Here is an 18,372-nt window from a genome sequence, read left to right as displayed (position 1 = left end):
GAAAACAACTCGCTACACTTCCGGCATGAGCATGGCCGCAGAGCCGACCGGCGACGGCGACACGCGGTCCCGGCCGCTGACCATCGCGCAGCTCGCCGAGCTGGCCCAGGTGTCCACGGCCACCGTGTCGAAGGTCGTCAACGGCCGCAGCGAGGTCAGGCCGGAGACCCGCGCGCTCATCGAACGTCTCATCCGCGAACACGGCTACCGGCCGCAACGCCGCCGCGCCACGTTCGCGCCCCTGGTCGAGCTGGTCTTCGGCGACCTCGACGGCGAGGCTCCCAGCGAGGTGGCCGCGGGTGTGGAGCGGGTGACGCGCGAACACCGCCTGGGCGTGTCCGTGTCACGGCTGCGGCATGGCGACGTCCCCTGGATCGAGGGGGTGCTGAGCCGCCGCCCCACGGGCGTCATCTCGGTCTTCTCCGATCTGACCGGGACGGAACGCGAACAGCTCGCCGCCCGCGGCATCCCGCTCGTGCTGCTGGATCCGCGCGGCGAGCCCCCGGCGGAGGTCGTCACGGTGGGCGCGAGCGACTGGAGCGCCGGCCTCATGGCCACCCGCCACCTGCTCTCGCTCGGCCACCGCCGCATCGCCGCCCTCGCCGGCCCCGCCGACAGCCTAGCCGCCCGCGCCCGCCTCGACGGCTACCGCACCGCACTCGACATGGCCGGCGTGCCCGCGGCCCCCGAACTGATCACCGCCCCCGCTCAGCCCACCCGCCCCGACGAGGCCATCACTCCTGGAGAGCCGCAGCCCATCACCGGAGCCGCCGGCTCCGGCCTCAGGACAGGCGGCGGGTCACCGGCGGCATCATCCGGGGAGGCGGAGGTCGAGCGGCTGCTGCGGCTGCCGTCCCGGCCGACGGCGATCCTCACCTGCGCGGACGGCCAGGCCGCGGCCGTCTACCGCGCGGCGCACCGGCTCGGGCTGCGCATCCCCGGCGACCTCAGCGTGGTCGGCTTCGACGCCCCGCTCGCGGGCCGCTGGATGGACCCGCCGCTCACCACCGTGCGCAGGCCGCTCTCCGAGATGGCCGCGACGGCCGCCGACATGCTGCTCAGGCTGGCCCGCGGCGAGCACCCGGCCCGGCCCCAGGTGGAGCTCGGCGCCGACCTCATCCTCCGGGGCAGCACCACGGCCGCGGCGGCCTGACGGAGCCGACGGGCAGAGCCCGCGATCCCGCCCAGGCCCGGACCGCCCTCATCGGCGTGTCGCCTGGCTAGACTGCGGCCATGACCACGGAGTCGTCCCCGCTCACCATCGCCCAGCTCGCCGAGCTGGCCGGCGTGTCCACCGCGACGGTCTCCAAGGTCGTCAACGGTCGTTCCGAGGTGTCGTCGGAGACCCGTGCCGTCGTGGAGGAGCTGATCCGCCGCCACGGCTACCGCCGCCAGCGCCGCCGCTCCGCGCCGAGCGCCCTGGTCGAGCTGGTCTTCCACGCCATGGAGGGCGACTACCCCGTCGAGATCACCAAGGGCGTCGCGCAGGTCGCCCGCAAACACGAGCTGACGGTGGCGGTCTCTGACGTGCGCCGCGACCGCAAGGCCGGTGACGCCTGGCTGGACGGCGTGCTGCGGCGCCGCCCGAGCGGCGTGATCGCCGTGTTCTCCGGCCTGACCTTGGCCCAGCACGAGCAGCTCGCCCGCCGCGAGATCCCGCTCGTCCTGCTCGACCCCGCCGACACCCCGTCGGGCAACATCCCGTCCGTCGGCGCCGGAAACTGGCACGGCGGCCTCACCGCCACCCGCCACCTGCTCGACCTCGGCCACCGCCGCATCGGCATCATCACCGGCCCCGACTCCACCCTGTCCAGCCGCGCCCGCCTCGACGGCTACCGCACGGCGCTCGACATGGCGGGGCTGCCCGTCGATCCCGAGCTGATCGGCAGGGGCGACTTCCTCATCGAAGGCGGCCTGGCCGAGGCCCGCCGCATGCTGAGCCTGCCCGACCGGCCCACCGCGATCTTCGCCACCAACGACGGCCAGGCCATCGGCACCTATCACGCCGCGCACCAGCTCGGCCTGCGCATCCCCGACGACCTCAGCGTGATCGGCTTCGACGACCTGCCGTCCGTCCGCTGGGCCATCCCGCCCCTGACCACCATCCGCCAGCCGCTCACCGACATGGCCGCCGCGGCCACCTCGATGCTGCTGACCCTCGCCCAGGGCGAGCGGCTCGCGCAGAGCCGCGTCGAGCTGGCCACCGAGCTCATCGTCCGCGAAAGCACCGCCCCGCCCCCCGCCTGACCGTGGCCGCTCTGACCACCCCGGCGCGGCTTACGCGAAAGCACCGCCCCGCCTCCTGCTCGGCGCCGCCCGGCTGCACTTCGGAGGCCGCCCGCTTCCACCGCGAGCTGCCGTACGACAAGGAGCACGTGATGCTGCTCAACCCGCGCCTGGCCGAGGCGGGCGCGGTGCGGCTCGACGGCCGTCGCGCTGCTGCGGGCGTCCTGCGCGGCGGTGACCCGTGCCCGGCGGTCAGTCCGCCAGGGCGAAGGCGGCGGCGGCCTCGGCGTGCAGGCGGGCGCTGGGCAGCAGCGGCACGGCGCCGTCCTTCTCGCCGACCAGCAGCTCGATCTCCGTGCAGCCGAGGATGACGCCCTCGGCTCCGGCGGCGGCGAGGTCGTCGATGATGCGCGTGTAGGCGTCCCTGGACGGCTCCCTGATCACGCCGCGCACCAGCTCGTCGAAGATCACGTCGTGGACGAGGTCCCGCTGCTCGCGCGGCGGGACGATCACCTCGAAGCCGTGCGCGGCCAGCCGGTCCCGGTAGAAGGGCTCCTCCATGGTGAAGCGGGTGCCGAGCAGGCCGACCTTGCGCATGCCGCGGGAGCGGACCTCGGCGGCGACGGCGTCGGCGATGTGCAGCACGGGCACGCCGGTGGCCCGCGCCACGTCGTCGCTGACCTTGCTGAAGGTGTTGCTGCACACGAGCAGCACGCCGGCGCCGGCGTCCTGCAGCTTGCGCCCGGCGTCGCACAGGAGCGCGCTGATCTCGTCCCAGCGGCCGGCGAAGGCGAGCTCTTCGACGGTGGTGTAGTCGACCGACCAAATGAGGCTGTCGGCCGAGTGGCTGCCGCCGAGCCGCTCGCGTACGCGGCGGTTGATGACCTGGTAGTAGATGACGGTCGATTCCCAGCTCAGCCCGCCGATGAGGCCGATGACGCGCATGAGGCTCCGTTTCCTTCGAGGTTGTCGGATGCGGCGGTGAGGGCGCGGGCGCAGGCGCCGAGCCGGTACTCGCTGGACGCCTTGACGAAGATCACGTCTCCCGGCTGCAGCAGCGCGCGGGCGAGCTCGGCGGCGGCGTCCGGGCCTGGGGCGGTGTGGACGCATGCGCCGCCGGCCCGCGCGGCCTCGGCCATCGCGCGCACGTCGCCGCTCGCCGCCCGCGCGGCCTCCTCCGCGATCCGCGCGCCGCCTGGGCCGACCGCGATGAGCACGTCGATCCCCAGGTCGGCGACGAGCGCGCCGATCTCGGCGTGCCGGGCGCGGGAGGCGCCGGCCTGCTGCCCCATGCCGCCGAGCACGGCGACGGTGCGGCGGGCGCCGGCCAGCGCCCGTGCCGCCCGCAGCCCGGCCCGCATGGAGTCGGGGTTGGCGTTGTAGGAGTCGTCGACGACGGTGACGCCGTCGGGCCGTTCGACGATCTCCAGGCGTCCGGCGGAGCGCCGCCTGGCCCCGGTCAGCCCCTCGGCGATCTGCGTGACGTCCAGGCCGAGCGCGGTGGCGGCCGCGGCGGCGGCGAGGGCGTTGGACACCTGGTGCGCGCCGATGAGGCTCAGCCCGACCGGGGCCCGGCCGGACGGCGTGACCAGCTCGAACGCGGCCCGCGCCCCCTCCATGCGCACGTTCTCCGCCCGCACCACCGCCCGCGGCGAGCGTCCGTACAGCAGAACCCGCGCGCGGGTGCGGCCGGCCATGGCGAGCACGTGCGGGTCGTCGGCGTTGAGCAGCGCGTACCCGTCCGGCGGGAGCGCCTCGACCAGCTCGCCCTTGGCCTGGGCGACGTCGGCGAGGCCGCCGCCCATGCGCTCCACGTGCGCGACGCCGACGTTCAGCACCAGCCCGAGCCGGGGCGGCGCGATGCCGGTCAGGTACGTCAGGTCGCCCTTCCTGGTCGCGCCCATCTCCAGCACCAGGTAGCGGGTGCCCGCGCCGGCGCGCAGGACGGTGAGCGGCAGGCCGAGCTCGTTGTTGAACGACCTGGCGGTGGCGACCGTCGGCCCGTGCCGTTCGAGCACCTGGGCCAGCAGGTCCTTGGTCGTGGTCTTGCCGGCCGAGCCGGTCAAGCCGATCACGGCCGGGGTGATGCGCCGCAGCACGTGTGCGGCGAGCCGGCCGATCGCGTGCTGGACGTCGTCCACGACGAGGGCGGGCACGCCGACCGGGCGCGATGCCAGCACGGCGGCGGCGCCGCCCGCGACGGCCGCGGCCGCGAAGTCGTGACCGTCGGCGTTGGCGCCCGCCGTCGCCACGAACAGCCCTCCCCGCGGCACCTCGCGGGAGTCCACGGCGGCGGGTGCGGTCACCGTCGCCTCGGGGTCGTCCGCGTCGTGCAGGCGCGCGCCGACCGCTTCGGCGATCTCGCGCAGGGTCATGGGGATCATGCGGCGTCCCTGATGAGCGCGAGGTCGATGAGGCGGCGCAGCAGCTCCGGGTACGGGACCCCGCTCGCCTCCCACACTCTGGCATAGACGGAACGCGCGGTGAAGCCGGGCATCGTGTTGATCTCGCCCACGTACAGGCGGCCGTCCCGCTCGTCGTAGAAGAAGTCGGCCCGGGCGAGCCCGTAGCCGCCGATCGCGCGGAAGGCGCGCAGGGCCAGCTCGCGCACGTCCCCGGCGATGCGCTCCGGCAGCTCGGCGGGGACGGCGGCGATCTCGGCCCGGCCGAGGTACTTGGCCTCGTAGTCGAGCCAGTCGCCGGGCACGATCAGCTCGCCCGGCACCGACGCCTCCGGCGTGTCGTGGTCGCCGAGCACCCCGCAGACGATCTCGCGCGCGGACACGCCCTGCTCGACGACCACCACCCGGTCGTAGGTGAGCGCGAGCTCCACGCCGGCGCGCAGCTCGTCCATGGTGGTGACGCGCGAGACGCCGATGGAGGAGCCCATGTTGGCCGGTTTGACGTACATCGGCCAGTCGAGCGGCTTCACCAGCGCCCATGGGTCGGTGGTGGCGCGCCACTCGCGGGCGGAGAACCACACGTGCGGGGTGACCGGCAGGCCCTCGGCGATGAACGCCCGCCGCATCGCCACCTTGTCCATCGCCACGGCCGAGGCCAGCACGCCGCACCCCACGTACGGCAGGCCCAGCGCCTGCAGGTATCCCTGGACGACGCCGTCCTCGCCGAACGGCCCGTGCAGCGCGGGGAAGACGACGTCCACCAGGCCGCGCCGCAGCTCCATCGGCCACCGGCCGCGCCGGTCGATGATCACGGGCACGGGCTCGTACAGGTCGGCGGGCAGCGCGTCGAGCACGGCCTGGGCCGACTGCAGCGACACCTCGTGCTCGGCGGACGGCCCGCCGCCCAGCACGGCCACGCGCAGGCGTTTCGTCACGATCCATCAGCCTTCTTCTCAGCGGTACGGGGCCGGCGCTCGGGCCGGCGGCGTCCACTGTGGCGTGGCGATGTCCGCGGGACGTCAGCGTGATGTCATGAGCGTGTCACGGCGCCGCTAGCCGGATCCGGGGGTGACCAGGCCGGTCTCGTACGCGACCACGACCGCCTGGGCCCGGTCGCGCAGGCCGAGCTTGGTGAAGATGCGGGCGACGTGCGTCTTCACCGTCGCCTCGCTCAGCGTCAGCGCCTCGGCCAGCTCGGCGTTGGACAGCCCGCGGCCGACCAGCGTCAGCACCTCGATCTCGCGTGCCGTCAGCGCGCTCAGGTCGCCGGGCACGCGGGTGGCGGGCGGGCCCGCGTACCGTTCGACGAGGCGGCGGGTGATCGACGGGGCGAGCAGGGCGTCGCCGGTGGTGACCAGCCGTACGGCGTTGGCGAGATGCTCGGCGGTGACGTCTTTGAGCAGGAAGCCGCTCGCGCCGAGGGCCAGCGCGGCGTAGACGTACCGGTCGAGGTCGAACGTGGTGAGCATGAGCACGCGGCAGCCGGGGTCCTGGGCGAGCACCCGCCTGGCCGCCTCGAGGCCGTCGAGGTTCGGCATGCGGATGTCCATGAGGACGACGTCGGGGCGCAGCTCCCGCGCGGCCGTCACCGCCTCCAGGCCGTCGGCGGCCTCGCCCACCACGTCGATGCCCCGGGTGGTGAGGATCAGCCGGAAGCCGGTCCTGATGAGCCGCTGGTCGTCGACGATGAGGACGCGCGGCGAGGGCTCGGCGCTCATCGCCCGCCCTGCCGGAGCCGGGGGCCGGGGTCGGACGGGGACGGCTCGGACGGGCCGGCGGTGGTGCCGGTCGGGCCGGACGGGTCGGGCGGTGGGAGGGGGATGCGGGCGCGGACGCGGTAGCCGCCGCCCAGACGCCGCCGCGCATCCAGGTGCCCGCCATAGACGGCGACCCTTTCGCGTAGCCCGAGCAGCCCGCGCCCGGCTCCGTCGTCACGCCGCTCCCTCGGAACAGGGGCCCCGTCGTCCCGCCGCGTGCTCGGCACCGGGACGTGGTCGGAGGTGAGCACGCTGGGGCCGGTGTTGAGCACCTCCACCCGCACGTGGTTGCCGGCGTACCGGATCGTCACCTCGGCCTTCGCGCCGGGCTCGGCGTGTTTGAGCACGTTGGTCAGCGCCTCCTGAACGATCCGGTAGACGGTCGCGCCGATGCCGGGCGGCAGCGGGCGCGGCTCGCCCAGGACGCGGCTGTCCACGCTCAGCCCGGCGAACGCGAACCGGTCGATCAGCCGGTCGAGGCCGCTGAGATCGGGCGACGGCGCGAGGTCGCCCTCGGCGGGCCCGTCGGTGCCGTCGGGTGCGGGCGCGAGCAGTCCCAGCAGGTGGCGCAGCTCCGACATCGCCGAGCGGCCGGCGTTCTCGACCTCTTTGAGCGCTTCGGCGCACTCCTCGGGCCGGGCGGTCATCACCTCGCGTGCCGCGCTCGCCTGGACGACCATGAGGCTGACGTTGTGGCTGACGATGTCGTGCAGCTCCCTGGCGATTCTGGCCCGTTCGGCGTCCACCGCCGCCCGCGCCGCCCTGGCGGACTCCCGTTCCAGCATGCGGCCGCGCTCCTCGATGACCGCGCGGTAGCGGCGGTGCGCCCGTACGAGTGCGGCGCCGAGCGCCAGCGTGACTCCCAGCAGCACCACGACGATGACGGCCACGCCGTCCGGCCACTCCGCACCCACCCCTTTACCTTGGCGCACCGCGGCGCGGCCCCGCACTACCTCCAGAGGATGACTTCGGGGCCGGAGTACATCCGCAGGCCGATGCCCGCCGGGCCGCGCCGTCTGTAGCCTCCCTGGCATGACAGCCGGACGCGAGGTCGTCGTACGACTCGACGAGGTAGGCAAGCACTACGGCGAGACGGTGGCGCTGCACGGCGTCTCGCTGGAGGTCCGCGCCGGTGAGGCGGTCGCGGTGATGGGGCCGTCCGGCTGCGGCAAGTCGACACTGCTCAACCTCATCGCGGGGCTCGACCGGCCCACCTCGGGCCGGGTGGTGGTGCACGGCGAGGACCTGGGCGGCATGGACGAGACCGGCCTGGCGCTGTTCCGGCGCCGCCGCGTCGGCATGATCTTCCAGTTCTTCAACCTGATCGACGACCTGTCCGCGCTGGACAACGTGGCGCTGGCCGCCCAGCTCACCGGCACGACGGCGGCCCAGGCGCGGCGGCGCGCGCTCGATCTGCTGGACGAGCTGGGCATCGCGGGCCGTGCCCGGATGTATCCGGCGGTGCTGAGCGGCGGCGAGCGCCAGCGGGTGGCCGTGGCACGGGCGCTGATGAACCGCCCGGCGGTGCTGCTGGCCGACGAGCCGACCGGCGCGCTGGACAGCCTCTCCGGCGAGCAGGTCACGGACCTGCTGCTCGACCTGCACCAGATCGGCCAGACCCTGCTCCTGGTCACCCATGACGAGCGGCTGGCGGAGCGGTGCGCGAGCCGGGTGGTCGAGCTGGCCGACGGCAGGGTCACCGCCGAGCGGGCGCTGGCGTCGTCCCGGTGAGCGCGTTCTGGGCCGTCGCGTTCGCGGCGGTGCGGCGGCGCAGGGTGCAGAGCGCGATCCTGGCGGTCGTGGTGCTGTGCTCCACGGTGGCGATCGTGGTGGCGCTCGGCCTGCTGGAGGCGTCGTCGGGGCCGTTCGACCGGACGTTCGCCGCGCAGCGCGGGCCGCACGTCGTGGCCGCCTTCGACCGGGCCAAGGTCTCCGACGCACTGCTCGCGGAGACGGCGCGCAGGCCGGGGGTCGAGGCGGCGGCGGGGCCGTACGGGCAGAGCGTGGTGACGGTCGCCGGCACCCCGCAGAGCCTGCCGCCTGGACCGCTCACGGTGGTCGGGCGTCCTGGGCCGGGCGGCCCGGTGGACCGGGTGGCGCTGTGGGCGGGCCGGTGGGCCGAGCGGCCCGGCGAGATCGTGGTGAACCGGCCGGTCGATCCGGTCTTCGGCGACCTCGTCGGCGCCGCCGTCCAGACCGCGGAGGGGCTGCGCTTCACCGTCGTCGGCCTGGCCTCCAGCGTCACCAGGACGGCCGAGGCGTGGGTCGCTCCCGCGCAGATCGAGGCGATGAAGCCGGCCTCGGCCCAGATGCTCTACCGGTTCGCCGCGGCGGAGACGGCGGAGGAGGTGCGCGCGGCCACGGCGAACGTCACCGCGGGGCTGCCGCCGTCCGGCGTGCTCGGCATGCAGTCGTATCTGACCGTCAAGCGGGACGTCGCACGGGCGGCCGAGGCGTACCTGCCCTTCCTGGCCGGGGTTCGGCGTGCTCGGGCTGCTGGTGGCGGTGCTGATCGTGGCCAACGTCATCAGCGGCGCGGTCGTCGCAGGGCAGCGGCAGATCGGCGTGCTCAAGTCGCTGGGGTTCACCCCCGGCCAGGTCATGGCCGTCTTCCTGGTGATGGTGCTGCTGCCGGGGTTCGCGGGGTGCCTCGCGGGCACGGTGCTGGGCGCGCTGGTCGCGCAGAGGCTGCTCGATCTCGTGTTCGCCGGGCTCGGGGCGGCCATCGGGCTCGGCATCGGCCGGCCGGTGTGCGCGGCCGCGCTGCTGGGCGTGCCGGCCGTGGTCGTGCTGGCCGCGCTCGTGCCCGCCTCGCGCGCCCACCGGCTGCCGGCCGCCGAGACCATCCGCGCGGGCAGCGCGCCCAGGCCGGGACGCGGGCAGGCCGTCCAGCGGCTGCTGTCGGGCAGCCCGCTGCCCCGATCGGTGAGCCTGGGCCTGGGCCTGCCGTTCGCCCGTCCCGGGCGTTCGGCGATGACGCTGGCCGCGATCGTGCTCGGCGTGGCGGCCGTGACGCTCGCCACCGGCCTGGTCCAGACGATGACCGCGTACGGCGACACCGCGCAACGCGCCGGCCACGTCCACTCGATCGTCCACGTCGGGCGCCCCGGCCAGGTCCGGCCGGCGCTCGGCGATGCCGCCATCGAGGCGCTGCTGCGCGCCCAGCCCGGCGTCCGGCACGTCACCGCCGACGCCTGGATCGACGTCCGGCTCCCCGGCCTGACCAGCCGCAGCATGGCCCAGTTCCTGCGCGGCGACGCCGCGACCCGGGGCGACGTGGTGGTGTCAGGCCGCTACATCGCCGGACCGAACGAGGTCGCCGCGCCCTCGGCGTTCATGCGACGTTTCGGGCTGCGCGTCGGCGACCGGCTCACGCTCGCGCTCGGCGGCGCCCGCACCCAGGCCACGATCGTCGGCGAGGTCATGGACGCCGCCGACGACCTGATCATCGCGAGCTGGCCCACGCTGACCGCGCTCGACCCCGCGGGCCGCGCCACCCAGTACGAGGTGGGCCTCGCCCCCGGCGCCGACGTCGAGCGGTTCAACGCCGCCGTCAAGGCGGCCGAGCCCGGACTGTACCCGCGGACCAAGTCGCGGGCCGACCAGAACAGCGTGGCCGTCATCGGCGCGGCGGCCCTGTTCACCGTGCTCCTGGGCACGGTGGCGACGCTGGGCGTCTTCAACACCGTCGTGCTCACCACCCGCGAGCGCCGCCGCGACCTCGCCATGCTGAAGTCGATCGGGATGACGCCGCGCCAGGTGACGCTGATGACGGTGACGTCCATGGCGCTCCTGGGCGTCGCCGGCGGGCTGGCCGGGCTGCCGATCGGCGTGGCCGCGCATCGGGTCGTCGTGCGGGCCATGCTGGATGCGGCCGGGCTGGGCGCGCCCGCGATGCTGCTCGACGTGTGGCGGGGTGCTTCCCTGGCCGCGCTGGTGGTGGCGGGCGTGGCGATCGCGGTGCTGGGCGCGTTCCTGCCCGCCCGGCGCGCGGCCCGGCTCACCATCGCCGGCCCGCTGCGCACCGAGTGATCAGGACCGTCGGCGGTGCCGCCGGCGGAGACGCTGCGAGCCCGCTGCTGTTCACGCCGTTCGCGCCGGCTCCCCCGGCCAGACCGTCGCCCGGCCGGAAGCCGAGGGGGATGCCGGACCACCGATGAACACTTACAGTAGTGGCGAGGTCACATTCGGCTCAAGGGGTGGTCAATGGTCGCTGTGCCGCGACACGTGGCGTGCGTGATGGACGGGAACGGCCGCTGGGCCGAGCAGCGTTCGCTGCCGCGCACCGCAGGTCACGAGGCCGCCGAGGCGGCCGTGATGGACGTCATCGAGGCGGCGCGCGCCGCCGGCGTCGGCTGGCTCAGCCTGTACGCGTTCTCCACGGAGAACTGGCGGCGGCCCGCCGGTGAGATCGACACGCTGATGCGGCTCGTCCGCCGTGCCATCCGCAAGCACGCGCCCGCGCTGCACGCGCGCGGCATCCGCTGCCGGTTCCTCGGCATGACCGACCCGCGCATCCCGGCCCCGCTGGTGGCCGACATCGCCGACCTGATGACGCTCACCCGCGACAACCGGCGCATGACGCTGACCGTCGCCTTCGACCACGGCGGCCGCCGCGACATCGTCCAGGCCGCCCGTTCGCTGATCAGGTCGGCGACGCCCGCCGACGAGGTCACCGAGGCCAGCTTCGCCGCCCACCTGCCCTACCCCGACACCCCCGACGTCGATCTCGTCATCCGCACCTCCGGCGAGCAGCGCATCTCCAACTTCATGCTCTGGCAGGTGGCCTACGCCGAATGGGTCTTCCCCCAGGTGCTCTGGCCCGACTTCCGCGCCGCCCACTTCTCCGCATGCCTCGACGTCTACATGCGGCGCCGGCGCCGCTTCGGCGACGTCCGGCCCGCCACCATGACAGGAAAGAGCCTTCCATGAGCCACACGTCCGGCACGCGGCAGGACGCCGACCCCTTCGGACCCGACTCCCTGCTGCGTCCCCTGACCCATGAGGCGCGCTGGGGCCTCGCGGTGCTCAGGGCCGCCCTGCTGGAGGCCGCCCACCCCCGGATCGGCGCCGCGCTGATGGAGAACTCCACGTTCCTCACCCATCCGTGGCGGCGGCTGCGCAACACCGCGGTGAGCGCGCGGCGGCTGCTCGACCCCGACCCGCGCGTACGCGACCGCGAGGCGGCCAGGATCAACCGCCTGCACGCCCGCATCTCCGGCACCGACGCCCGGGGCCGCCCCTACGACGGCTCCGACCGCGACGCGCGCGCCTGGGTGGTGGCCACCCTGTTCGACTCGACGGTGACGATGTGCCGGCTGAGCGGCGACGCGCTCGACGCCGAGGCGATGCGGCGGCTCTACGACGAGCACCGCACGTTCCTCGCGGTGATCGACGGCACCGCCGAGCACCTGCCCGCCACGTTGCGGGAGTTCTGGCCCTACTACGATCACGTGGTCGAGCGCGTGCTGGAGAACAACGAGGCGGTCGGCGTCATCCTCTACCGCCTGTTCACCGGCGTGCCCGCCCCTCCGGTGCTGCGCGGCCATCCGGCGGTCTGGGCGGCGGGCCGGGCCATGGCGAGCCCGCTGGTCACCGCGATCGCCATCGCCTCGCTACCGGAGGCGTTCAGCCGCCGCGTCGCGCTGCCCGACCTGCCCGGCGCCCGCACGCTCATGCAGAGCGCCTACCTCGGGGCCGCGCTCGCCACCCGGCACCTGCCGCAGGGCTGGACCCGGCTGGACGCTGTCCTGGGGCTGCTCGATCCCTCCTCTGACGGCGGCCCGTGGGAGACGATCCGGCGGCAGGCGGGCAAGGCCGCCGCGCTCGTCCGGCTGCTCGCCCCCGCGGGCGACGGCGACGGCTCCCCGGCGACCAGGTCGGCCGACCGGTTCTTCGCCGAGGTGCTCGACCAGACCGGCGACGGCGTCCTGCGCTGGCCCGACCTCGCCGCCATGGCGCGCGAGATCGCCACCCGGCTCGATCTCGGCGAGCAGGACGAGGAGCGGCTGTTCCAGGCGTACGCGGCCTGGTGGAGCGAGCTGCAGGCGGCACTCGACCGCGACGGCGACGGCCGGATCACCCGCGACGAGTACGCCGCCGCGGCGGCCCGCCTGCCAGGGACCGGCCTCATCAGGGTCGCCGACGTGCTGTTCGACGTCACCGACGCCGACGGCGACGGCACGATCGACGCCGCCGAATACCGCGCGCTGTTCCGCACGGCCTTCCACCGCGACCTCGAGGGCGGCGGCTGCTCGCGCGGCGCGTTCGTCGGGCGGTTCGTCTCCTTCATGTCCGGCCAGCAGCACTCGGTCGCCTACACGTCGCTGCTCGCCTCGGGCTGATCAGGGAGGGTGGAGACAGGCCCGGCGCGGGCGGATCCGGGCGATCCCCGCACCAGGCGGCCGGTGACCACGGCCGGTGCCGCGGCCCGGGTGGATCGGCGCGGGCCGGAGGCGGCTGAGGCTCGCTCGCGCGCGGTGGCCGGGGCGGCGACCGGTTCACCGGCGGGCGTGCTCGCCCGGGAACCGGCCTGATGTTTACGTTTTGCACGCTTTGGTAGGTTCTTGGGTGGTGTGCCGGGAAGCCTGGTCGGCGATCGTCCGACCTGTCCCCTGCCACGAGCGGAGTTCCATGCCCGGCACCCCGACCACGTCATCCCGCCCTGCCCGCAAACTGTTCGACCCCGACACCTGGCCGGAGGCCCGCCGCATCGCGGCCATCCTGCGCAAGGAGACCATCGGCGGCGCGCTGCTGCTGGCCGCCGCCCTCATGGCGCTCGGCCTGGCCAACTCGCCGTGGGCGCAGGCGTACGAGGAGCTGCGCGCGTTCGAGGTGGGCCCCGAGGTGGGCCCCGCCGCGCTGCACCTGCGGCTCGACCTGGCCACCTGGGCCGCCGACGGCCTGCTGGCGATCTTCTTCTTCGTGGCGGGGCTGGAGCTGAAACGCGAGTTCGTCGCGGGCGACCTGCGCGACGTGCGGCGGGCTGTGGTCCCGGTTGCCGCCGCCTTCGGCGGCGTGCTGCTGCCCGCCCTGGTCTACCTGGCCATCGCCGGCGGCGCCGGCGGCGCGCAGGGGTGGGCGATCCCGACCGCCACCGACATCGCGTTCGCGCTCGCCGTGCTGGCGGTGATCGGGCGTGCGCTACCGGTCGCGCTGCGGACGTTCCTGCTGACGCTGGCCGTCGTGGACGACCTGATCGCCATCGTCGTCATCGCCCTCTTCTACACCTCGCACCTCGCCGTCCTGCCGCTGCTCGCCGCCCTGGTGCCGCTGGCGCTCTTCGCGCTGCTGGTACGGCGCGGGGTGGCGGCGTGGTGGCTGCTGCTGCCGCCGGCCTTCGCCATGTGGGCACTGGTGCACGCCTCGGGGGTGCACGCCACCGTGGCGGGAGTGCTGCTGGCGCTGACCGTGCCCGTCCCCGCGCGTGACGGGGGCGGGGCGACCGGGCTCGCCGAGCACTTCGAGCACCGTTTCCGGCCGCTCTCGGCGGGCGTCGCCGTGCCGCTCTTCGCGTTCTTCTCCGCCGGCGTGCCGATCGGCGGCCTCTCCGGGTTCGCCGACACGCTGACCGAGCCGATCGCCCTCGGCGTGCTGGCCGGGCTCCTGGTGGGCAAGCCGCTCGGCATCCTGGGCGCGACGTGGCTGGTGTCCCGCTTCACCCGGGCCGCCTTGGACGACGGGCTCGGCTGGATCGACATGACGGGGCTCGCCGTCCTGTCGGGGATCGGCTTCACCGTGTCGCTGCTGATCGGGGAGCTGGCCTTCGGCGGGGCCGAGGCGGAGCAGGTGAAGGTCGCGGTGCTGACCGGGTCGGTGGCGGCGGCGATCGCGGCCATGGTGATCCTGCGTCTGCGGGCCCGCGTTCACGCCGCCGCCTCCCCCTGAGCCGGAGCCCGGGCCCGAGACGACCTCGCTGCGGAACGACATGCCGCCGTCGCGCAGCCGTTGATCTCGGCGTCGAGATGAACGCAGACGAGGTGGATGCGGTTGCGGACCGGCGGGGTGCCTTCCGGGGTGGCGCGCGCCGGAGCTTACCGCTCGGATTCGGCCATGACAGGGCCTCCTGACGATGTCCTTCCCGCGGTGGGCGGCGCCCGCAGGGGCCCGCCGTGATCTGACGGTGCATCAATCTGCTTTGATGTACTGGACAAGCCGATCGCGAGTGGAAGGGCGGCGCGGGTTGGACGAGCACTCCGGCGGCAAGGGGCGGGCCAGGGAGGTGGCGCTGCTCTTTCTCAAGCTGGGCACGATCGCGTTCGGCGGCCCGGCCGCGCACACCGCGATGATGCGCGACGAGCTCGTACGCCGCCGCGGCTGGGTGTCCGACGAGCGCTTCGCCGACCTGATGGGCGCCACCAACCTGATCCCCGGCCCCAACTCCACCGAGCTGGCCGTCCACCTGGGCCACGACCGGGCGGGCAAGCGCGGCCTGATCCTGGCGGGGGCGTGCTTCATCCTGCCCGCCGCGCTCATCGTCACCGTGCTGGCCTGGGCGTACGTCACCTACGGCGGCACCCCGGCGGTCGAGGGCGTCCTGTACGGCGTCGTGCCCGCGGTGATCGCCATCATCGCCCACGCCCTGTTCGGCCTGCTGAAGACCGTGATCAAGTCATGGTGGCTGGGGGCGGTGGCGGTCGCGGCGCTGGCGGCGTACCTGCTGGGCGTCAACGAGCTGCTGATCCTCGCGGCCGGCGCGCTGCTGGCCGCCGCCGCGCACCTGCCGCGCTCGCGTGAGGGCCTGCAGGGCCTGCTCGCCGCGCCCGTGCTCGCGCTCGGCGGCGGCGCGCCCACGTTCCCCGACCCGACCGGCGGCCAGCTCGCGCAGCTCTTCCTCACCATGCTGAAGATCGGTTCGGTGCTGTACGGCAGCGGCTACGTCCTGCTGGCCTTCCTGCAGGGCGACTTCGTCGAGCGGCTCGACTGGATCACCTCACAGCAGCTCACCGACGCCGTCTCGGTCGGGCAGGTGACGCCGGGGCCGGTGTTCACCACGGCCACGTTCGTGGGCTACCTCGTCGCCGGGCCGGCCGGCGCGTTCCTGGCGACGGTGGCGATCTTCCTGCCGTCGTTCGTCTTCGTCGGCCTGCTCACCAGGCTCACGAGCAGGCTGCGGGCGTCGCGGTGGACCTCCGCGCTGCTCGACGGCGTCAACGCCGCCGCGCTGGCGCTCATGGCCGGGGTGTCCTACGAGCTCGCCCGCACCGCCCTCATCGACCTGCCGACCGTGGCCATCGCCCTGGTCAGCCTGGCGCTGCTGTGGCGTACCCGGCTGAACAACGCCTGGCTCATCGCGGGCGGCGCCGCGATCGGCCTGGCGCACGCGTTCCTCTGATCCATCGAATCAGTTTGATGTACGTTGGAGGAGCGATGACTGACACTCCCCCGCCGCCGGACTTCCTGCGTCTGACCGGCCACCCGGTGCGCTGGCGGCTGCTGAGCGAGCTGGCGCGCGGCGACCGGCAGGTCCGCGAGCTGACGGCGCTGGTCGGGCAGACGCAGAGCCTCACGTCGTACCATCTCGGGCAGCTCCGCGCGGGCGGGCTGGTGACCATGCGGCGCAGCTCGGCCGACAAGCGCGACACGTACTACAGCCTCGACCTCGCCGCCTGCCGCGACCTCCTCGTACGGGCCGGGGCGGCGCTGCACCCCGGCCTGCGCCTGATCCCCGCGGCTCCGCCCCCGCCGCCGGACGGCCCGGCCGCGCCACCGCCCGTCCGCGTGCTGTTCCTGTGCACCGGCAACAGCTCCAGGTCGCAGATGGCCGAGGCGATCCTGCGCCACCTCGGCGGCCCCCGGGTGGAGGTCGCCAGCGCGGGCAGCGCGCCCAAGCCGCTGCACCCCGACGCCGTCCGCGTCATGCACGAACGCGGGCTCGACATGACCGGCCACCGCCCCAAGCACCTCGACGAGCTCGCCGATCGGCGCTTCGACCGGGTGATCACCCTGTGCGACCGGGTGCGCGAGGTGTGCCCCGAGTTCCCGGGGGCGCCGGAGGTGACGCACTGGAGCCTGCCCGACCCGGCCGCCGAGGGCGAGTACGCGGCGTTCGTCCGTACGGCCGACGAACTCACCACCCGCATCCGGTTCCTGCTGCACACCGTCGCCGCCGTTTGACTCGGAGTGCGCTCCAACTCCTAGCGCTCGTCCCATGAGCGACGGACACACACTCCGGCAGGATCCGCCGGCCCTCACGATCACCCAGGTCGCCGCGCGTACCGGCCTCTCCGCCGACACGCTGCGCTACTACGAGCGGGCCGGGCTGATCGAACGGGTCGCGCGCACTCCCCCGGGACACCGCAGCTACGCGGCCTCCGGCCTCGGCCGGCTGGACTTCCTGATCCGGGCGCGCGAGACCGGCATGCCCATCAGCGGGATGCAGCACTGCGCCCCACGCCGGAGCCGAAGGCCGAGACCCGCCAGGAGCGCTTCGACCGCGGCATGGAGATCCTCTCCCGCGTCGCCTGCGAGCGCGTCGACGGCGGGCGCCGCGTCGTCGACGCGCTCACAGGCGTCAGCCCCGAACTCGGCCACCAGGTCGTGGCCTGGACCTTCGGCGAGATATACGACCGGCCCGGACTGTCGCTGCGCGACCGGGAGCTCGTCACGCTGGACGCCCTCGCCGCCCTCGGCGGCTGCGAGCCGCAGCTCGAGGTGCACGGCTCCCGGACGAGACCGTGTGACGTCAACCGGCGATCGCACCGACGGGCGGCTCCAGGAGCTCCGCGCCGCCCTCCTGGAAGCCGTCCGCCGCCTCACCTCCCCGCGTCCTCAGGACGGCTGACCGCCCCACGCCACAAGGAGGCCCCGCAGTCTCGCACCCCCGCCCACCCCCGAGACGCCACGCCTGACCACCCACACCCTTGAGGACACCCGGCGCGCACTGGTCAGGGGCGGAGGCGGCCGACTCCAGCTCGGGGACGCCGACGAACGCCTCCTCCCGGTCCAGCACCGCCACCATCTCGCCGTCGCCGGCCAGGGTGTTGCCGGTGCAGTAGTCGCCGTGAAGGAGATGGCGGGCGTGGATATCGGCGAACTGGGTGGTGACCGCGGCGAGCAGGCGGGCTCCGGCGTCGCGCTGGGCCGGGGCGTCGCTACGTACGCGCCCCGTCTCGCGTCGCGTGCCCGGTCATGAGCAGCGACCAGGCGATGTACGTCGGCAGCAGCAGCCGCCCGGCACCGGCTCGCGACCCGCCACCGGCACCCGCCGACGACCCGCCACCGGCACCCGACCCGCCGACACCCGCCGGCAACCCGCCACCGGCACCCGACCGGCCGGTGCCCGCGGGCGACCCGATGCCGGCATTCGATCGGCCGGTTCCCAGCGCGGCACCGCCACGTGAGCGGCCGGTTCCGGCCAGGAGCGCGGCCAGCGCGAGCGAGCCCAGCCCCCAGGCCGCGCACCCCGCGGTGAACAGCCACCCGCCGGGGCCGAGCACGTACTCGCTGACGGTCACGCTGACCGGATCCAGCTCCGCCTGCAGCACGTGGAGCGCCGGAACTGCGACGACGAAGGCGAGGGTGCCGGCGGCGCTCAGCAGCGCCAGTGCCCTGAACCGGCTCATCGCCGAGCCGTCCGATCGTGACAGGCCGGCTGAGCGCCGCAGACCGCCCGGACTCGAGGGGCCGCCGAGGCGCGGGATCGGGCCGCCCGCAGGCCACCACGGCGAGCGGCGGGCACGGCACGGCAGGCCGGCGGAGCGTGGCAGGCCGCCGAAGCGCGAGGCCGGGTCATCGGCGGGCCGCCCGGACGTGGCGGGCGAAACGCTGGTGGGCGGCCTGCCGGCTGACGCCGAAGGCGGCGCCGACGTCCGTCCAGGATGCCTGCGCCGTGAGGCAGGCCGCTGTGACGGCGCGTTGTGCGGCGTCCCGGGCGAGGGCTTCGGCCTGCGCCGCGGCCCGCATGGCCGCCATGGGATCGTCGCGGATCAGTTCGTCCAAGGTGTCGCGCAACGTTCGAAGCGCGTGCTCCAGATCGCTCACAGCGT

General features: G+C 74.5%; 18 protein-coding genes and 2 pseudogenes. 11 read left to right on the top strand and 9 right to left on the bottom strand.

The window, feature by feature from the left end:
* Window positions 1–25: 25 nt before the first annotated feature.
* Both ACGFIM_RS01570 and ACGFIM_RS01565 read left to right on the top strand, forming a co-directional pair.
* Window positions 26–1,153, top strand: a complete 1,128-nt coding sequence (locus ACGFIM_RS01570; RefSeq protein ID WP_393192857.1) for a LacI family DNA-binding transcriptional regulator — start codon at window positions 26–28, stop codon at window positions 1,151–1,153.
* Window positions 1,154–1,233: 80 nt separating this feature from the next.
* Window positions 1,234–2,247, top strand: a complete 1,014-nt coding sequence (locus ACGFIM_RS01565) for a LacI family DNA-binding transcriptional regulator (protein ID WP_393192854.1) — start codon at window positions 1,234–1,236, stop codon at window positions 2,245–2,247.
* 231 nt (window positions 2,248–2,478) lie between these two features.
* On the opposite strand, the gene ACGFIM_RS01560 is transcribed toward ACGFIM_RS01565, so the two are convergent.
* From ACGFIM_RS01560 to ACGFIM_RS01540, 5 genes are all read right to left on the bottom strand, one after another.
* A complete protein-coding gene (locus ACGFIM_RS01560) occupies window positions 2,479–3,171 on the bottom strand; it encodes an aspartate/glutamate racemase family protein (protein ID WP_393192851.1) in 693 nt (230 codons plus the stop codon).
* Window positions 3,141–4,610, bottom strand: coding sequence for a UDP-N-acetylmuramoyl-tripeptide--D-alanyl-D-alanine ligase (murF, locus tag ACGFIM_RS01555; RefSeq protein WP_393192848.1), 1,470 nt, complete (start codon window positions 4,608–4,610; stop codon window positions 3,141–3,143). The genes ACGFIM_RS01560 and murF overlap by 31 nt, the downstream gene beginning before the upstream one ends.
* Window positions 4,607–5,563, bottom strand: coding sequence for a D-alanine--D-alanine ligase family protein (locus tag ACGFIM_RS01550; RefSeq protein WP_393192845.1), 957 nt, complete (start codon window positions 5,561–5,563; stop codon window positions 4,607–4,609). The genes murF and ACGFIM_RS01550 overlap by 4 nt, the downstream gene beginning before the upstream one ends.
* Before the next feature lie 117 nt (window positions 5,564–5,680).
* The gene (locus ACGFIM_RS01545; RefSeq protein ID WP_393192842.1) at window positions 5,681–6,346 is read right to left on the bottom strand and encodes a response regulator; all 666 of its coding nucleotides are present in this window, start codon (window positions 6,344–6,346) and stop codon (window positions 5,681–5,683) included.
* Window positions 6,343–7,299, bottom strand: a complete 957-nt coding sequence (locus tag ACGFIM_RS01540; RefSeq protein WP_393192839.1) for a sensor histidine kinase — start codon at window positions 7,297–7,299, stop codon at window positions 6,343–6,345. The genes ACGFIM_RS01545 and ACGFIM_RS01540 overlap by 4 nt, the downstream gene beginning before the upstream one ends.
* A gap of 118 nt (window positions 7,300–7,417) precedes the next feature.
* Here ACGFIM_RS01540 and ACGFIM_RS01535 point away from each other — a divergent pair, with 118 nt between their 5' ends.
* Window positions 7,418–8,116, top strand: a complete 699-nt coding sequence (locus ACGFIM_RS01535) for an ABC transporter ATP-binding protein (protein ID WP_393192836.1) — start codon at window positions 7,418–7,420, stop codon at window positions 8,114–8,116.
* On the opposite strand, the gene ACGFIM_RS01530 is transcribed toward ACGFIM_RS01535, so the two are convergent.
* Window positions 8,082–8,603, bottom strand: a complete 522-nt coding sequence (locus ACGFIM_RS01530) for a hypothetical protein (RefSeq protein ID WP_393192833.1) — start codon at window positions 8,601–8,603, stop codon at window positions 8,082–8,084. The genes ACGFIM_RS01535 and ACGFIM_RS01530 overlap by 35 nt on opposite strands.
* Window positions 8,604–8,869: 266 nt before the next feature.
* On the opposite strand from ACGFIM_RS01530, the gene ACGFIM_RS01525 reads away from it, so the two are divergent.
* From ACGFIM_RS01525 to ACGFIM_RS01490, 8 genes and pseudogenes are all read left to right on the top strand, one after another.
* Entirely contained in the window at window positions 8,870–10,417 is a 1,548-nt protein-coding gene (locus ACGFIM_RS01525) for an FtsX-like permease family protein (protein WP_393192831.1), read from the top strand.
* A gap of 174 nt (window positions 10,418–10,591) precedes the next feature.
* Entirely contained in the window at window positions 10,592–11,317 is a 726-nt protein-coding gene (gene uppS, locus ACGFIM_RS01520) for a polyprenyl diphosphate synthase (RefSeq protein ID WP_393192828.1), read from the top strand.
* Complete coding sequence (locus tag ACGFIM_RS01515; protein WP_393192825.1) at window positions 11,314–12,729, top strand: oxygenase MpaB family protein; 1,416 nt, start codon at window positions 11,314–11,316, stop codon at window positions 12,727–12,729. Before uppS ends, ACGFIM_RS01515 begins: the two co-directional genes overlap by 4 nt.
* A gap of 289 nt (window positions 12,730–13,018) precedes the next feature.
* Window positions 13,019–14,272: a Na+/H+ antiporter NhaA gene (nhaA, locus tag ACGFIM_RS01510; protein WP_393192822.1), complete on the top strand. Its 1,254-nt coding sequence runs from the start codon at window positions 13,019–13,021 to the stop codon at window positions 14,270–14,272.
* A gap of 295 nt (window positions 14,273–14,567) precedes the next feature.
* Complete coding sequence (gene chrA / locus ACGFIM_RS01505; protein WP_393192819.1) at window positions 14,568–15,719, top strand: chromate efflux transporter; 1,152 nt, start codon at window positions 14,568–14,570, stop codon at window positions 15,717–15,719.
* A gap of 35 nt (window positions 15,720–15,754) precedes the next feature.
* Entirely contained in the window at window positions 15,755–16,501 is a 747-nt protein-coding gene (locus tag ACGFIM_RS01500) for an ArsR family transcriptional regulator (RefSeq protein ID WP_393192817.1), read from the top strand.
* A gap of 34 nt (window positions 16,502–16,535) precedes the next feature.
* Window positions 16,536–16,709 (top strand): annotated as a pseudogene (locus tag ACGFIM_RS01495) (MerR family DNA-binding transcriptional regulator); the annotation flags it as partial.
* Window positions 16,710–16,825: 116 nt separating this feature from the next.
* Window positions 16,826–16,987: pseudogene (locus tag ACGFIM_RS01490) on the top strand (hypothetical protein); the annotation flags it as partial.
* An 82-nt stretch (window positions 16,988–17,069) separates the two neighbouring features.
* Here ACGFIM_RS01490 and ACGFIM_RS01485 read toward each other — a convergent pair.
* The 3 genes from ACGFIM_RS01485 to ACGFIM_RS01475 form a co-directional block, all read right to left on the bottom strand.
* Window positions 17,070–17,444, bottom strand: coding sequence for a hypothetical protein (locus tag ACGFIM_RS01485; protein WP_393199571.1), 375 nt, complete (start codon window positions 17,442–17,444; stop codon window positions 17,070–17,072).
* Between the two features lie 34 nt (window positions 17,445–17,478).
* Window positions 17,479–17,949 carry a DUF998 domain-containing protein gene (locus ACGFIM_RS01480; RefSeq protein WP_393192814.1) on the bottom strand — a complete coding sequence of 157 codons (471 nt, stop codon included), beginning with the start codon at window positions 17,947–17,949 and terminating at the stop codon, window positions 17,479–17,481.
* Window positions 17,950–18,115: 166 nt separating this feature from the next.
* Window positions 18,116–18,367, bottom strand: coding sequence for a hypothetical protein (locus ACGFIM_RS01475; protein WP_393192811.1), 252 nt, complete (start codon window positions 18,365–18,367; stop codon window positions 18,116–18,118).
* Window positions 18,368–18,372 lie beyond the last annotated feature (5 nt).

The organism is Nonomuraea sp. NPDC049309 (assembly GCF_043196965.1).
Classification (GTDB): Bacteria; Actinomycetota; Actinomycetes; order Streptosporangiales; family Streptosporangiaceae; genus Nonomuraea; species Nonomuraea fastidiosa.
The sequence above is the reverse complement of the archived record's forward strand: the minus strand, read 5'-3'. Positions and strand labels throughout refer to the sequence as shown.

Coding starts and splice junctions, on each gene's coding strand:
- ACGFIM_RS01500 (WP_393192817.1), top strand. CDS start 15,755: ATGACTGACACTCCCCCGCCGCCGGACTTCCTGCGTCTGACCGGCCAC.
- ACGFIM_RS01565 (WP_393192854.1), top strand. CDS start 1,234: ATGACCACGGAGTCGTCCCCGCTCACCATCGCCCAGCTCGCCGAGCTG.
- uppS (WP_393192828.1), top strand. CDS start 10,592: ATGGTCGCTGTGCCGCGACACGTGGCGTGCGTGATGGACGGGAACGGC.
- nhaA (WP_393192822.1), top strand. CDS start 13,019: ATGCCCGGCACCCCGACCACGTCATCCCGCCCTGCCCGCAAACTGTTC.
- ACGFIM_RS01480 (WP_393192814.1), bottom strand. CDS start 17,949: ATGAGCCGGTTCAGGGCACTGGCGCTGCTGAGCGCCGCCGGCACCCTC.
- ACGFIM_RS01570 (WP_393192857.1), top strand. CDS start 26: ATGAGCATGGCCGCAGAGCCGACCGGCGACGGCGACACGCGGTCCCGG.
- ACGFIM_RS01535 (WP_393192836.1), top strand. CDS start 7,418: ATGACAGCCGGACGCGAGGTCGTCGTACGACTCGACGAGGTAGGCAAG.
- ACGFIM_RS01560 (WP_393192851.1), bottom strand. CDS start 3,171: ATGCGCGTCATCGGCCTCATCGGCGGGCTGAGCTGGGAATCGACCGTC.
- ACGFIM_RS01515 (WP_393192825.1), top strand. CDS start 11,314: ATGAGCCACACGTCCGGCACGCGGCAGGACGCCGACCCCTTCGGACCC.
- murF (WP_393192848.1), bottom strand. CDS start 4,610: ATGATCCCCATGACCCTGCGCGAGATCGCCGAAGCGGTCGGCGCGCGC.
- ACGFIM_RS01545 (WP_393192842.1), bottom strand. CDS start 6,346: ATGAGCGCCGAGCCCTCGCCGCGCGTCCTCATCGTCGACGACCAGCGG.